The 12827-nt window shown below is 46.7% G+C and carries 13 protein-coding genes; all 13 read right to left on the bottom strand.

Annotation, left to right across the window (positions count from 1 at the left end):
• Window positions 1-517: 517 nt before the first annotated feature.
• The 13 genes from ACO5GU_RS05250 to ACO5GU_RS05190 all read right to left on the bottom strand — a co-directional run bounded on the left by ACO5GU_RS05250 (window position 518) and on the right by ACO5GU_RS05190 (window position 12826).
• Complete coding sequence (locus tag ACO5GU_RS05250) at window positions 518-1426, bottom strand: ABC transporter ATP-binding protein (RefSeq protein ID WP_484863688.1); 909 nt, start codon at window positions 1424-1426, stop codon at window positions 518-520.
• Window positions 1410-2462 carry an ABC transporter substrate-binding protein gene (locus ACO5GU_RS05245; protein WP_484895280.1) on the bottom strand — a complete coding sequence of 351 codons (1053 nt, stop codon included), beginning with the start codon at window positions 2460-2462 and terminating at the stop codon, window positions 1410-1412. Before ACO5GU_RS05245 ends, ACO5GU_RS05250 begins: the two co-directional genes overlap by 17 nt.
• Before the next feature lie 36 nt (window positions 2463-2498).
• On the bottom strand, window positions 2499-3272 hold the full coding sequence (locus ACO5GU_RS05240; protein WP_484863686.1) for an ABC transporter permease: 774 nt from the start codon (window positions 3270-3272) through the stop codon (window positions 2499-2501).
• 292 nt (window positions 3273-3564) lie between these two features.
• Window positions 3565-4203, bottom strand: a complete 639-nt coding sequence (locus tag ACO5GU_RS05235; protein WP_313994498.1) for a sugar O-acetyltransferase — start codon at window positions 4201-4203, stop codon at window positions 3565-3567.
• 100 nt (window positions 4204-4303) lie between these two features.
• Window positions 4304-5092: a phosphotransferase family protein gene (locus ACO5GU_RS05230; protein ID WP_484810758.1), complete on the bottom strand. Its 789-nt coding sequence runs from the start codon at window positions 5090-5092 to the stop codon at window positions 4304-4306.
• 201 nt (window positions 5093-5293) lie between these two features.
• On the bottom strand, window positions 5294-7768 hold the full coding sequence (locus tag ACO5GU_RS05225; RefSeq protein WP_484810759.1) for a Cna B-type domain-containing protein: 2475 nt from the start codon (window positions 7766-7768) through the stop codon (window positions 5294-5296).
• Window positions 7769-7858: 90 nt separating this feature from the next.
• Window positions 7859-8347, bottom strand: a complete 489-nt coding sequence (locus ACO5GU_RS05220) for an Asp23/Gls24 family envelope stress response protein (protein ID WP_484930356.1) — start codon at window positions 8345-8347, stop codon at window positions 7859-7861.
• A gap of 13 nt (window positions 8348-8360) precedes the next feature.
• Window positions 8361-8603: a DUF2273 domain-containing protein gene (locus ACO5GU_RS05215; protein ID WP_313995369.1), complete on the bottom strand. Its 243-nt coding sequence runs from the start codon at window positions 8601-8603 to the stop codon at window positions 8361-8363.
• Window positions 8596-9291, bottom strand: coding sequence for an alkaline shock response membrane anchor protein AmaP (amaP, locus tag ACO5GU_RS05210; protein ID WP_484810761.1), 696 nt, complete (start codon window positions 9289-9291; stop codon window positions 8596-8598). Before amaP ends, ACO5GU_RS05215 begins: the two co-directional genes overlap by 8 nt.
• A gap of 123 nt (window positions 9292-9414) precedes the next feature.
• The gene (locus ACO5GU_RS05205; RefSeq protein WP_484847197.1) at window positions 9415-10035 is read right to left on the bottom strand and encodes a DUF47 domain-containing protein; all 621 of its coding nucleotides are present in this window, start codon (window positions 10033-10035) and stop codon (window positions 9415-9417) included.
• Between the two features lie 58 nt (window positions 10036-10093).
• The gene (locus ACO5GU_RS05200) at window positions 10094-11143 is read right to left on the bottom strand and encodes an inorganic phosphate transporter (protein ID WP_035428240.1); all 1050 of its coding nucleotides are present in this window, start codon (window positions 11141-11143) and stop codon (window positions 10094-10096) included.
• A 200-nt stretch (window positions 11144-11343) separates the two neighbouring features.
• A complete protein-coding gene (locus tag ACO5GU_RS05195; protein ID WP_484814725.1) occupies window positions 11344-12042 on the bottom strand; it encodes a 5'-methylthioadenosine/adenosylhomocysteine nucleosidase in 699 nt (232 codons plus the stop codon).
• A 1-nt stretch (window position 12043) separates the two neighbouring features.
• On the bottom strand, window positions 12044-12826 hold the full coding sequence (locus ACO5GU_RS05190) for a mechanosensitive ion channel family protein (protein ID WP_484810763.1): 783 nt from the start codon (window positions 12824-12826) through the stop codon (window positions 12044-12046).
• Between the last annotated feature and the right edge of the window lies 1 nt (window position 12827).

Below are 12827 nucleotides of genomic sequence, written 5' to 3'. Positions count from 1 at the left end.
TATCAAATCAAAGGCGAGAAACCCATCCAGCCCGCAGCAACGCATCCCATTTCTTGGACACGAGAAATAGGAGGCAGTTCAAAACACACCTAAGTCGGATAATCTGTTAAAAAGACGTATACATGACGCAGAAAATACCTCAATCATGCAGATTATCGTCATTAGATGTGTAAAATGCCCTCATCTGAGCAGATTATCCGACTTAGGTGTGTTCCGTAGATACAGAATTTATCGATAGTTAAATTTCTTATATAAGTCTATTCATGTTTAAGCATATTAGATAAAGTTTATGCATAGAGATGCATATCAGGTAGTACGACCGCCTAGCTGCCTAGCTATCTTGATTAGGAACATGTCGATTCTTCGGCAGAACCTACCAAAGCTGCGCTATTTTGTGCGCCAGGCCTAAAAGCCGACGCTAACACGCTGCAGAATCATAATCACCCGCATATGAACTGCCTCCCATTTCTTATGTCCAAGAAATGGGAGGCAGTTCAATCGCGCTCGTAAAGGATAACTATCCCAGCAATGAAAGTACTTCTCGCTTGGCAGCCAAAAACGCTGCGCTCAAGTCAAACGATGTCAGGTCAGCACCTTGGCCAGCGCCTTTGCCAGAGTCTGCCTCCGACACCGTATCAGCGCAGCCCAGCGGCTCAACAACGCCCACAATCTTGGTTACCACACCCTGCGCGGGACTGCCCGCCATTACGTAAATGCGAGAAGCCATGGCAACCGCCTCATCAACGTCGTGCGTGATCACCAGTACCGAGAGGCCAAACTCTTTCACGGAAGACATGAGCCACGCACGCATTTCTCGCCGTGTGAGAGCGTCTAGTGCCGAGAAGGGCTCGTCCAGCAGCATAATATCTGAGCCAATGAGTGCCGTGCGCAGGAATGCAACACGCTGTCTCATGCCGCCTGAGAGCTCGTAAGGCCAGCTTTGTGCCACGCGCTCAAGTCCACCGCGTTCCAGCATCTCCTGGGCCCGTGCGCGCGCCTCAGAGCGCGAGACGCCCTTCAGCTCAAGCGGAAGCGCTACGTTGTCGATGATACGCTTGCTTGGGATGAGCAAATCCTTCTGGAGCATGTAGCCAATATGTCCCGGGTGCCCTGTAACGTCAGCACCATGTAGCAGCACCTTGCCCTCTTGCGGCTGCAGCAGTCCCGCAAGTGCGTGGAGCAGTGTTGTCTTGCCGCAGCCCGAGCGACCAACCAAGCAGGTAATGGTGCCAGGTTGCAGCTCAATCGAGATATCCTGAGCAACTACCTGGCCGTTTCCCCAAACCAGCGTAAGGTGGCGTGCTTCAAGCGCCGGCACACCCCTCTGTGGCTCGCATGCAGGTGCAGCTCCTAGGCTTTTCTCGCCAGAAACGTCCATAGCAGCGCCTTCTGTTATGTCAGTAAGCTTCTTATCCAAGGTACTCACTAGTAAATCCTGCGGATGGGTCAATCTTATTCTCTAGCAGCTGCTGGTTATTGAGCCAGGCGTAGAAACGCTGCCAACGGGCAGAATCAATGACGCCCCATTTCTCAGCGTCGTCAATGTACTTGGCAGCCAAGAACTTCTGAGATGCTTTGACCAGATTAGCATCAAGTTCTGGAACGGCTTTGAGTAGAATCTCTGCCGCCTCGTCTGGGTTAGAGACGCAGAACTCGTAACCCTTTCTGGTAGCGCTTAAGAAGGCCTTAACAGCGTCTGGATTCTCTTTTGCAAAGCCATCATTTACTGCGATAACTGGCGTGTAGTAGTCAAAGTTCTGATCAATTGCTGTAAACGCAAAGTAGTTGCATGCAAAGTTCTGAACACGAGCGTTTTGAACAGCCCACTGCTCGAACGCCCAAACTGCATCAAACATCTTTGCTTTTAGGCCAGATACCTCATCATCTACCTCATAAGGTACCATTTTAAGCGTAGAGGGATCTCCTCCATCAGATTCCATAACAGACCTGATAGTAGCCTGCTCAACAGGGAGATTCCACGTTGCGTAGGTACGATCATTAAGGTCACGTGGACGAACAATATGATCCTCTTCACGGCTCATAATGCCCGAAAGATTGTGCTGAATGATAGCGGCCACCGCGGTATACGGCAACGGATTAGAAGACGAGAGGCTGTTAGCAATATAGTCCTGGTAGGTAACGCCCATCTGTGCGCCACCAGCACCAATCAGCGCATCGGCGCCGTCAGCAGGTGGCTGCTGGATGGTTATCTTGAGGCCAACCTCGTCAAAGTAGCCTTTCTCCTGAGCCACATAGATGCCGGTGTGGTTGGTGTTTGGGGTGTAGTCCAGCGCAAACGTAATCTCTGTGGTACCGCCGGAATTCTGCCCAGCACCCTTGTTTGCGTTAGCTGGAGCGGCAGGCTGTTCAAGCGAGCAACCTGCGCAAAGTCCTGCTGTCGAGAAACCCATTGCAGTTAGAAAGCCTTTTCTTGTTATACCCTTGCGATTAAATACGCTCATGCGTGTACTCACTTCTTTCTTTAAGTTCCGTCAAAGTTACCGTGCGGATTCTTTGGCGTCCTGAGAGGTATCCCAAGGAAGCGCACGCTTTTGGACAAGTTCCACAACCTTCATCAACACTAGCGACAACGCAGAAACCACCACGATTGCTGCAAACATCCTGTCGTATGCAAACGCCTTTCTGACGCGCGTCATATACACGCCCAGTCCAGCGTCGCCTCCCAGCCATTCTGCGATTACTGCACCAATTACGGCGTAGGTCACACTCATTTTGAGTCCCGAGAAAAACTGCGGGGCAGCAGCGGCCAACTTGACATGCCAAAAAATCTGCACACGACTAGCTCCCATGGTAGTCATCAGGTCAATCATATCGGGATCTATTGCTTTAAATGCCGAGTTCAGCGCCACGGTAATAGGGAAAAACGTTGAAATGGCCACAAGAATAATCTTGGGCAAAAGACCATATCCTAGCCAGAGCACCAGAAGCGGCGCGATAGTCACAATAGGGATTGTCTGCGAGATAGTAACAAGTGGAGAGAGCAGTTTGTCCAGCGTTTTGAAGAAGTCCATAAGAACCGCAAGCGCAAAACCAATAAGCACTCCAATAGCCAGACCTACAAGGGATTCTAGAAGCGTAATCTCTGTATGTGTCATAAGAAGCTGAAAGTCCTTAACCAGCGCAAATACAACCTGAACAGGAGTTGGAACAAGGTAATTTGGAATAATTCCTACGACAATAACAAGCTGCCAAAACACAAGAAAAGAAGTAAGGGATATGGCTTGCAATGCAAACTGAGAAAGTTTTTTCATATGCCCTCCTTCTTATAGTGCGTAAGGACGGCATTGGCTCCCTACGCTGGCATTGCCCAGATCAGGTTTATGGGTCGCAGCATAAGGTACTGCCTCTCAGCCGGGCCATTTCCCAGCTCCCCGTATATTTATTATAGCGCGGATGCCTCTAACATCAAATAAATAGTTAAACAATCTCCCTAAAAGGCCTAATCTAGCAGCGTTTTCTTAAACCGCGCGTTTTTTATGCGCTCTGAAACCGAGTACTCTAAAGTCCTATGCCCCGAAGCCACGCGCGCCTAGCCTAACAGAACTAGCCCAAAAGGTCTTTGAGTCCCAGCTTATCTGCCTCGGTAATTTGACGTACGACCTTTGCGGGAGAACCAACAACAAGAGAATTGTCTGGAATATCTTTAGTAACCAGACTATTAGCACCAATTACACAGTTATTTCCGATAGTTACACCGGGAAGCACCGTCACATTTCCACCAAACCAGCAGTTATCTCCTACCGTAATTGGTAGAGCTCGCTCATACCAAGCGTTTCTCTCCTCAGCATCTAGAGGGTGTTGAACGGTGTACGCCTTAAACTGAGGGCCCACAAAACTATGAGCACCAAAAGTGATAGGCGCGCAATCCATCAGGTATGCACCGTGGTTGATAAAGCTATGTGGGCCAATCTTGATATTGAAGCCATAGTCAACATTAAAAGGAGAAACTGCTGCACTTCCCTCTCCTAGTTCACCGAGAAGTTCAGTCAAAATCTGACGGCACTTTTCTTTATCACTTGGACGAGTCTGATTAAACTCCCAGGCAAGATCCTTTGCTCGCCAAAACGCAGCGCTCTGCTCCTCGTCAGAGCCGCCACACCACTCTCCCGCACTCATACGCTCAAGCTTTGATTTCTTATTTTCTGAGTTTACAGTGGTCTGCTTTGGATCAACATCATACATAGCTAACTCCTCACGTTACTTTATTGAGCAGTTAGAAGTGTAATAAAAGAAGAGCCCCTGACGAGGCTCTTCCCGGCTAGTTTAAAGTTCTTGTAACCAACTACATTGCATCAAAAACATTTACCCACTTAAGCAGGAACTCTGTTTCTTTTACACGACCGCGCGCAAGCTCTGCTGCAGCAATAATGCCAAGCCATTCGTTTACATACTGACGAGTGCAGCCCTGCTTGGTGCAATAAAGATTGATGTATTTCTCGGCAAGTTCCTCATCACCATGAAGAAGCAGGTGCAGATAAGTTGTAGCGCAATCTGCAGCGCCATTGCCTTGTGTTGCATGGGCCCAGTCAAGAATTACAGGAGCGCCATCCTCGGCGAGAATAATATTGGACGGGACAAAGTCACCGTGGCAAACCTTAGTATGAGGCTTCATACCATCAAGCTTGAGCAGAAGCTCATACCTTGTAGCCTCATCAAGAATGTCTGGAATGCTGTTAATCATTCGGGTGAGCTTGTCTTTTTGACGAGTAAGAAGCGGTGCTTTATGAGCGTGAATAGCCAGCTCAATATCGATAAACTTATTGAGATACTCGTCCTCTTTTTCTGGATGCTCCTCAATAAGCTGCCTAATTGTTTTACCTTCAACTTTTCTGGTTGAAACAGCCCAGCAATTACCAACTTTACTAATCTCTACAAGAGATGGAACGTTGATGCCGGCCTGCTCAGCACGAGTAAGGTTTAAAGCCTCATTCATAATATCAGCAGAAGGCTTGCTTCCGCTGAACACCTTAACAACTGTGTCTCCGTTGTCATACACAACTTTGTTATTACGCTCGACAATTACCTTTTTATCAGCTTTGAGCTCCATAACAACCTCCAATAAGGTACTCATGCAGATACTCACTATCCACCTAGTAGTATTGTCGTTCTTCTCTAACCTCTCCTGGCGAGAAGAACACTCTTATTGGTTAAACGGTTGGCAAATTCGGCGAACGTAAACATTCCCAGTTAAAACAGGAAATCGTCCTTCTAACAAAGATCCCCCGCTTTTTATAAAAGCGGGGGATCTGCATACTAAGTGTATGAGTGTTACTTACTGCTCTTTACGAGTGCGAGCATATGCTCCAACACCAACAAAGCCAGCACCAACTGTTGCAAAAGCAACCATAGCTACAACACTTGCATCGCCTGTATCAGGTGTGCGGTGCTTACGCTTCTTACCAGGCTTCTCTGGAGTTGGGGTTGGGGTAACTGGAGTCTCGGTGTTTGTAATAGTAAAGCCATTAGCCATATCACCAGTTATCTCAGAAGTGTAACCCTCAATAGCATCCTCAGAAACGGTGTAAGCAATGACGTGATTATCTGCTGCGTAAAGATTTACACCAACAAATGAACCGGTCCAATTGTTTGCCTCAGAAAGGACAAGGGTCTGACCAGTGTCAACACCATCAGCAAGCAGGTGAACGGTTACAGAATCCTTCTTTGTACCATTCCAAACCTTGGTTACTGGAACATCGCGAGTTACAGGAGCATCGGCCTTATTGGTTAAGGTAGTAACGTTACCGTTAACCTCAGGAGTCTGAGCAGTCCAACCAGTTGGAGCAGACTCCTCAAAGGTCAAAGTTACATTGTCAGGAAGTCCGGTAAAGGTGTGCTCCCAGTTATTAGCTGCAGAAAGCTCAACGGAGTCAACACGATAGCCATCAGCAACAAGATAAACAGTGAGCTTCTCTGGAATAACTGCATCTGGATTTGCGGAAGTGTCCCAAATCTTCTTAACAGTTACATCCTGTGTGCCCTCTTCACCAGTAATAACGGTACCGTTAGAACCAATGCCACCACCACGCTGTGCAGTGTTGCCATAAATGAGCAGCTTAGCCTTATTCTGTGCAGCAGCAATTGACTCATGGCGTGGGTTGGATTCAAGCGCAAGCATATCGGTGTTGTTAACGATATTGCTTACTTCTTCAGTAGTATGACGTGCAGCAACTGGATCAGCTTCACCAAGGATTGAAGGAAGGTTGATAGTAACAGCGCCATCCTTGGTCCAGTGTGCAGAAGCGCCACCAAGCATGTAATCAGAAATGGTTGCGCCGGCAGATTCACCTGCACCGCGAACGGTTGCAATCTCATCACCAGCGCCGTTAGCGGTGTTGTTGAAGAATGCTACGCCGTTCTTAGAATGGAACTCAGCATCACCAGTTGGGCAGAACCATGCGCCGCCGCCAATAACTGTTGCAGTGTTGTCTTTAATAAGTGCGTTATTGATATGAAGAACATACGGAACAGATGCAACGTAAACTGCGCCGCCCTGGTCATTTGCGGTGTTATTGATAATTTCGCCAGCATTAAGAGTTGCATTAGCAGATGCAATATAAATACCAGCACCAACACCCTTATCACCAAGCTGGTTGGTGCCATTACTGGTGGCCTTGTTTCCGTCAATAGAGCCGCCGTTCATGGTGAAGCCAGCGCGATAAATGTTTGGCCAGTTATTCCATGGAGCACCAACCCTGGAGTAAGGAACCTTCTGACCACCAACAACGCCAACAAACTGGTCGTAGGTAGCAACGCCACCGCCAGCAATGCCAGCAGTGTTGTTCTTGATGATGCCGTTGTTCATAACAACGTTGCCGTTCCAAGTTACATAGATACCGCCACCGGACTCAGAAGCAACATTATTAGTAATAGAGCCACCGTTGAAGGTAAAGTCTGCCTTTGACTTAGAGTCACCATACTGAGGATTACCTGCGTAAACGTGGACGCCTGCACCATCAACAGCCTTATTGTTAGTGATATATCCACCACCCATAGTGGCTGTTGTTGTCTCACCGTTTGGATCCAAGGCATAAAGCATCAGACCACCAGAAGAATTAATGGTAGAAGAAGCATCGCCACCAGTGATGGTTCCGCCAGTCATAGTAAAATCTGCATTTCTTACCATAACGCTACCAGAGTACTGATTGGTAAGAGTAGTGTTCTGAATGGTACCGTCACGGAGCTCACCTGTTGCACCATTTGCAACAGTAACTGCGCCACCAAGAGCGTTAGCAACCGTGCTGTCCTGAATGGTGCCGCCAGCCATAACAAACTTTGCACCAGCACCAGTGGTGAGAACTACGCCGTTATTTCCTGGATAAGGTTTTGCCTTACCGTTTTTAATAACACCACGAAGCAAGGTAAAGCTACCACGGTTCTCAACGGCAAATGCAGTGTTGTTGCCATTAATGGTGGCACCATCAAGAGTAACTGCGCCGCCAGAAGCAATCTTGAACATATAGAAATGATTAGAGCCAGTCATGGCACTTGTGATAGTTCCAGTACCCATCAACCTAATGTTCTTATTAGCTGGAACCTGGACTGGAGCAGTAATGGTAAAGTCCGCATTTACCTGAACGATAGTCTGCGAACCATCTGCTGGAGCAGCAGCAATAGCAGCCAGCAGCTCAGCCTCTGAGGTAACAGGGGTGGTGTCTGCGAGTGCTTGCTTTGCAAGTCCTCCAACGAGCGAGAGTGCTAACACAAACGTAGCAACAATCGCCATGCTCCAACGTGAAAGCCTTTTCATGGCAAAACTCCTTGCGCTTAGGGAGCTTGTAGTGGCAAAACAATAAAACAATTACTATAAAAGCGTAAAACAGTGCAACTTTAGCGTACTTTACTCTTCTTTGTCTAGCTGTTCAGGCTCTTCTGGACGATGTTTTAGGCGATCGTATTCTTCTTCGGTCAAAACATCTTCAATTCGCAGGTTAACACCAGAAACTTCAAGGCCTGTCATACCGGTGATTTTCTCGACAATTGTATGCTTAACGTCTTCAAAAATCTGAGGTGCATAAGAACCATATTTAATAAGTACAGAAACGGTAACATTTAGCGAGCTATCAGGCAGCACCTCTACAGTGACACCTTTAGCCGTATCAGATGCACCAAGTACATCCTGAACTCTGTTAAGCCAGTTTCCACGAGCACCCACCACGTTGGGGACGTCACGTAAAGCCAACGAGACGATCTTCTCGACAACTCCACCGGAGAAGGTAAGAGAGTCTGTATCCTCAAGATCTGCATCGGAAAGAACATCTGTTGTCTCTTCTGCAGGAACAATTTCTTCAGAGGCGATCTCTTGCGAATTAGTAAGCTCTTCTACCACAGCTCTCTCCTATCTAGTTTCTGTCCGTAAATAAGGAACGAATCTTTGCCAAAATGGTTGCCTTTCCGTCAAAAATCTGACCGATGGCAACTCCTACCAGTACAAACAATGCAACAACTAGCATTTTAAAAAGGCCAAACGTAAACAAAAAAATTGCAAACAAAAGACCCAAAAATCCGCCAATAATGGCACCTGGATGGTCAACGACGTATTTTTTGCACTTCTCCTGCATCTTCTGAAAGAAGCTTTTATCCATTGTCTGTGACCTCCTTTGTATCTGGCTCTGAAATACTCAATCGAATGTCTTTACCAGTCTGCTGAGCAGCGGCTTGAGTGGAAGGTTGCTCGTAAGATTGCTCTTCTACAATCTCTGGTTCTGGCATAACCTCTTTTGACTGAGACAAAGACGCACCTTCTTCATCTTTTGGCGAGAAGGAACTTGGCTTGATAAAAGAAAGATTGATGCTAGAAACGCAAGGTCCGCACACGATAGCAAGACCCGACTGAAGAGCGTTATAGAACTCAGAGCCCTTTGCAGTGACATCAACAGGCTCTTTAGGGAGAATATCGATCTGTACAGCTACAGAATTATTCTTAGAAATCTGCACGTTAACACGGTGTGCAAGGCAAGTTCCATCTTCTTCAATAATATGGGCCGCCTGAGAAGAAATGGCTTCTTTAGTGACGGAGATTGTTCCACCCTCAACAGTAGCCACCGTGAGCTTTACCGTTTTTCTAATAAAGAGAGCTCTGAACAACACCACAACAAGACCAAAGATGCTAATAGCCGCACAAGCGTTAAGAGCAATAAGGTAGGGCTTGGTAAACAAGAGATTAGTTGCCTGATGTGTCCAAGGACCAAACCACGTTAAAGCAAGAGCTAAAAATACAAAAGCACTTGCAAAAACATAGAGTATGTAGCAAAAACGCTTGAAGCCGCTCATGGCACCTCCACTTTCTTTTATATAAACAGTTTAACCCCAATACCGGACAAAAAGAGAATATAAAAACTGCCTCCCGGCGGAAGGCAGTTTTTAGTCTGTATATACCGTTAGCAGAAAAAGAACTTAAGCGTTCTTCATAACAACGGAGCGAACAACTCCCGCCGCGTCATCACAGGAATCAAGAACAGTCTCCATGCGGTCAAAAATACGAAGCCAAGCAACCGTGTGGCGACCAGGCATTTCATCACGGAACAGGCGGGACAGGGCGTTGTGATAAATAAGATCGCCCTCGTCCTCAACGTGACCAACGGCAATGGCCTTCTCCATAACGGTAGAATCTTTTTTGTAATCGCTCAGAACGCTCAGCATCTCCTGGACCGTCTTGCATGCGCGAAGGGTGAGCTCAGCAAGCTGCATAGCCTCTTTACGAGTGTCGTCAACATTAAAGAGGTCAAGACGCTCTGCAACAGAATTCATTCCGTCAACAATGTCATCAAGACGAAGAGCCAAGTCAGAGATGTCCTCACGCTCAAATGGTGTAACAAAGGAAGCGTAAAGCTCCTTCATAATGTGCTGGACCTTCTCGTCACACTCACGCTCGTAAACCTTCATCTGAGGAATACGTGCAGCAGTCTCGGGAAAGCCTTCCATAATGACCACATACTCTTCAGCGGTTTCTACAATTTTGTCGCCAAACTCGCGGAACATAGTGTAGAAGACATCCTCTTTTGGCTTACCTAGCATGAATCCTCCAATAAAGTTGAGTGGTTCAATAGAACTCGTAAAAGACAGTTATACGTACTTAGAAAATCATCAGGAACAGTTTTGCAAAAAGAAAACCAATAAGTCCGCAGCCAGGGAAAGTAAACACCCATGCTGCTACCATTTCTTTTGCAACGCCCCAGTTAACTGAACGAATATTTTTTGCAGCACCCGCACCCATCATGGCCGTCATTTTTGTATGAGTTGTTGAAACAGGAAGACCGGTCAGTGTGGAAAGCAGCAAAGATGCAGATGCCGAGAAGGACGCAGCAAAGCCCTGATAACGCTCAAGCTTTACCATTTCCATTCCGACTTTTTTAATAATCTTTCTTCCGCCAATTGCAGTACCGATAGACATAAGAGCAGCACACAGTACCTGCAACCAGAGCGGGAATACATCTGCACCAGCAGCTCCATGACCCGCGGAAAGTGCAATTGCAAGCATGGCAATGGACATGAACTTCTGACCATCTTGCGCACCATGCATAGCCGCAACAAATGCTGAGCCAACAACTTGCAAATGGCCAAACATCTCATCAGCGCGCTGTCGATCAACGTTAACGCAAAGCTTGTTGATTGCTTTAACAATGATCCAACCAGCGGCAAAACCCAGTGTGGTTGAGAAAAGCAGACCAATTAAAACCTTGCTCCACTCGCCCCAGTTAACTGCACCAAAATCACCATGAATAGCAAGTGCTGCACCGGTGAGACCTGCAATAAGGGCGTGTGACTCAGAAGTTGGAATACCTAAAGCCCAAGCTCCTACTGCCCAAGTAACAATACCAACACAGCCTGCGGCAAGAGCAACAAGAGCCTCATGGTTATTACTACCAAAGTCAACCATACCCAAAATTGTGTCTGCAACTGCAGTTGAAATGAGACACATAGCCACCAAACCAACAAAGTTGCACACAACACTCATGATAATTGCATGGTTAACTTTAATTGAACGAGTTCCAACAGCCTCTGCAATAGCATTAGCCGCGTCGGTTGCACCATTTACAAAGATGCATCCAAAAACAAGGACAATGACGAGGGCCAAAAACGGATTGGCAACCATCATCTCAAAAAAGTGTCCGAGGGTTATCATTCGGTACCTTTCAAACCACTTTCATAACGGGACAATGATAATCGAAATATCGTTCAATTATGTTTAAAAACATTCGAATAGCTAAATCGGCGCAAGTTGTTTCTTACGCCCCGCCTTCCCTCTTATGAAAAATGCAAACTGACCCGGAAGAGCTACCCAGTTAACCCAGAAGAGTTGCCTCAAAAGGACACCTTAGGTTACTAGGCAAGCTTTTTGATAATAGCTGCAGTAATTCTGGCAGAGCGCTCAGAAGCCTCACGCTCAAACGTCAAATAATCAACGCTCGAAGTAGTGCCGGGCTTATCGGACATAAGCCTAATCACCACAAACGGTGTGTGGTTAAGCCAAGCAACCTGAGCAATTGAGGCGCCCTCCATCTCACAACAATCAGCACCAAACGTTGTGTAGATGTGGTCTGCTAACTCTGATGAACTTACAAACTGATCTCCTGAAGCAACGCGGCCAGAAATAACCTGCAGTTGAGGAGCTACTTCTTTGGCCGAAGCAAGAGCACGTTCAATAAGACTCTCATCTGCTGTAAACGAGAAAACCGGAAGACCTGGAATTTGACCAGCGGCAAAATTGAGAGGACCAACGTTCATATCGTGTTGAACTAAATCTGAGGAGATAACAATATCCCCAACCTGTAGCTCAGGGTTTAAAAGCCCTGCAATACCTGTATTAATAACATGTGTTACTGCGAACGTATCAATCAGGATCTGCGTGCATGCTGCTGCATTAACCTTGCCAATTCCCGACTGTACAACAACAACAGGAACTTCTCCCAAAAGGCCTTCAACAAACTGCATACGAGCCTGCTCATACGTGCGCTCAACGGTCATCTGCGCTTTTAGTAGCGCAACCTCTGGCTCCATGGCTCCGATAATTCCAATTTTCATGTTAGGCTCCTACTCCTGCAAGCCAACTGGAACCAGCCAGGGCTCTTACAATTTTGTCTCGTACACTCATTTCGTTTGCATCGTCTTTGATGTGAACATGAATGATTACCTTGATGCCTGTCTCGGCAATGCTTGATGCTTCAACCTCAATAGGAAGTGTTCTATCAAGCTGAGGTGCAACTACCTCTTGAACAATTTCTGTTATTTCTTGCGTTACCGCATTCAGATCAACGGTTGGTTTAAGCACTATATTAATGGGCACCTCTGTCATATCCCACCTGGTACGATGCGCAAGTGCTGTTTTATTAAGTACTGAATTAGGAATGATGTCTACCCTACCTCCACGAGCACGAACTATGGTAGAGCGCCAATTCATGTCAATAACCTCACCGGAGATAGTTCCAATGCTTACCTTATCTCCAGGTTTAACTACACCTCCCAGCATGAGACCCAATCCGCCCACCAGGTTAGAAATGGTGTCTTGTAAACCAAAAGAGAGGGCAATGGACGTAACTCCCAAAGCGGTCACAAAAGCTGTTGGTTGAATACCAAAGACAGGCTGCAAGACAGCAAGAATAGCAAACGTCCAGATAACTCCACGTAGTATGTTGACAAAAATAGATGCTGACGGCAGCTTTGAAGAGTCCAAGGCCCTTTTTGAGAGTTTTATTGCAAAGCGCTCTACAAGAAAAGCTACAAGAAACACAACAACAAAGATAACCAGCTTAAAAATGAAGTCTTGTGGAGTAAGACCCAAAATCAAACCGTCATGCATCAATACCATG

This window comes from Lancefieldella sp. (assembly GCF_057237245.1).
This window is presented reverse-complemented; position numbering and strand designations above follow the sequence as displayed.

What these genes read in the sequence shown, in the direction of transcription:
- ACO5GU_RS05245 (WP_484895280.1), bottom strand. Translation starts at nt 2,462, where the DNA reads ATGAGCGTATTTAATCGCAAGGGTATAACAAGAAAAGGCTTTCTAACT.
- ACO5GU_RS05240 (WP_484863686.1), bottom strand. Translation starts at nt 3,272, where the DNA reads ATGAAAAAACTTTCTCAGTTTGCATTGCAAGCCATATCCCTTACTTCT.
- ACO5GU_RS05235 (WP_313994498.1), bottom strand. Translation starts at nt 4,203, where the DNA reads ATGTATGATGTTGATCCAAAGCAGACCACTGTAAACTCAGAAAATAAG.
- ACO5GU_RS05230 (WP_484810758.1), bottom strand. Translation starts at nt 5,092, where the DNA reads ATGAGTACCTTATTGGAGGTTGTTATGGAGCTCAAAGCTGATAAAAAG.
- ACO5GU_RS05225 (WP_484810759.1), bottom strand. Translation starts at nt 7,768, where the DNA reads ATGAAAAGGCTTTCACGTTGGAGCATGGCGATTGTTGCTACGTTTGTG.
- ACO5GU_RS05215 (WP_313995369.1), bottom strand. Translation starts at nt 8,603, where the DNA reads ATGGATAAAAGCTTCTTTCAGAAGATGCAGGAGAAGTGCAAAAAATAC.
- amaP (WP_484810761.1), bottom strand. Translation starts at nt 9,291, where the DNA reads ATGAGCGGCTTCAAGCGTTTTTGCTACATACTCTATGTTTTTGCAAGT.
- ACO5GU_RS05205 (WP_484847197.1), bottom strand. Translation starts at nt 10,035, where the DNA reads ATGCTAGGTAAGCCAAAAGAGGATGTCTTCTACACTATGTTCCGCGAG.
- ACO5GU_RS05200 (WP_035428240.1), bottom strand. Translation starts at nt 11,143, where the DNA reads ATGATAACCCTCGGACACTTTTTTGAGATGATGGTTGCCAATCCGTTT.
- ACO5GU_RS05195 (WP_484814725.1), bottom strand. Translation starts at nt 12,042, where the DNA reads ATGAAAATTGGAATTATCGGAGCCATGGAGCCAGAGGTTGCGCTACTA.
- ACO5GU_RS05190 (WP_484810763.1), bottom strand. Translation starts at nt 12,826, where the DNA reads ATGGTATTGATGCATGACGGTTTGATTTTGGGTCTTACTCCACAAGAC.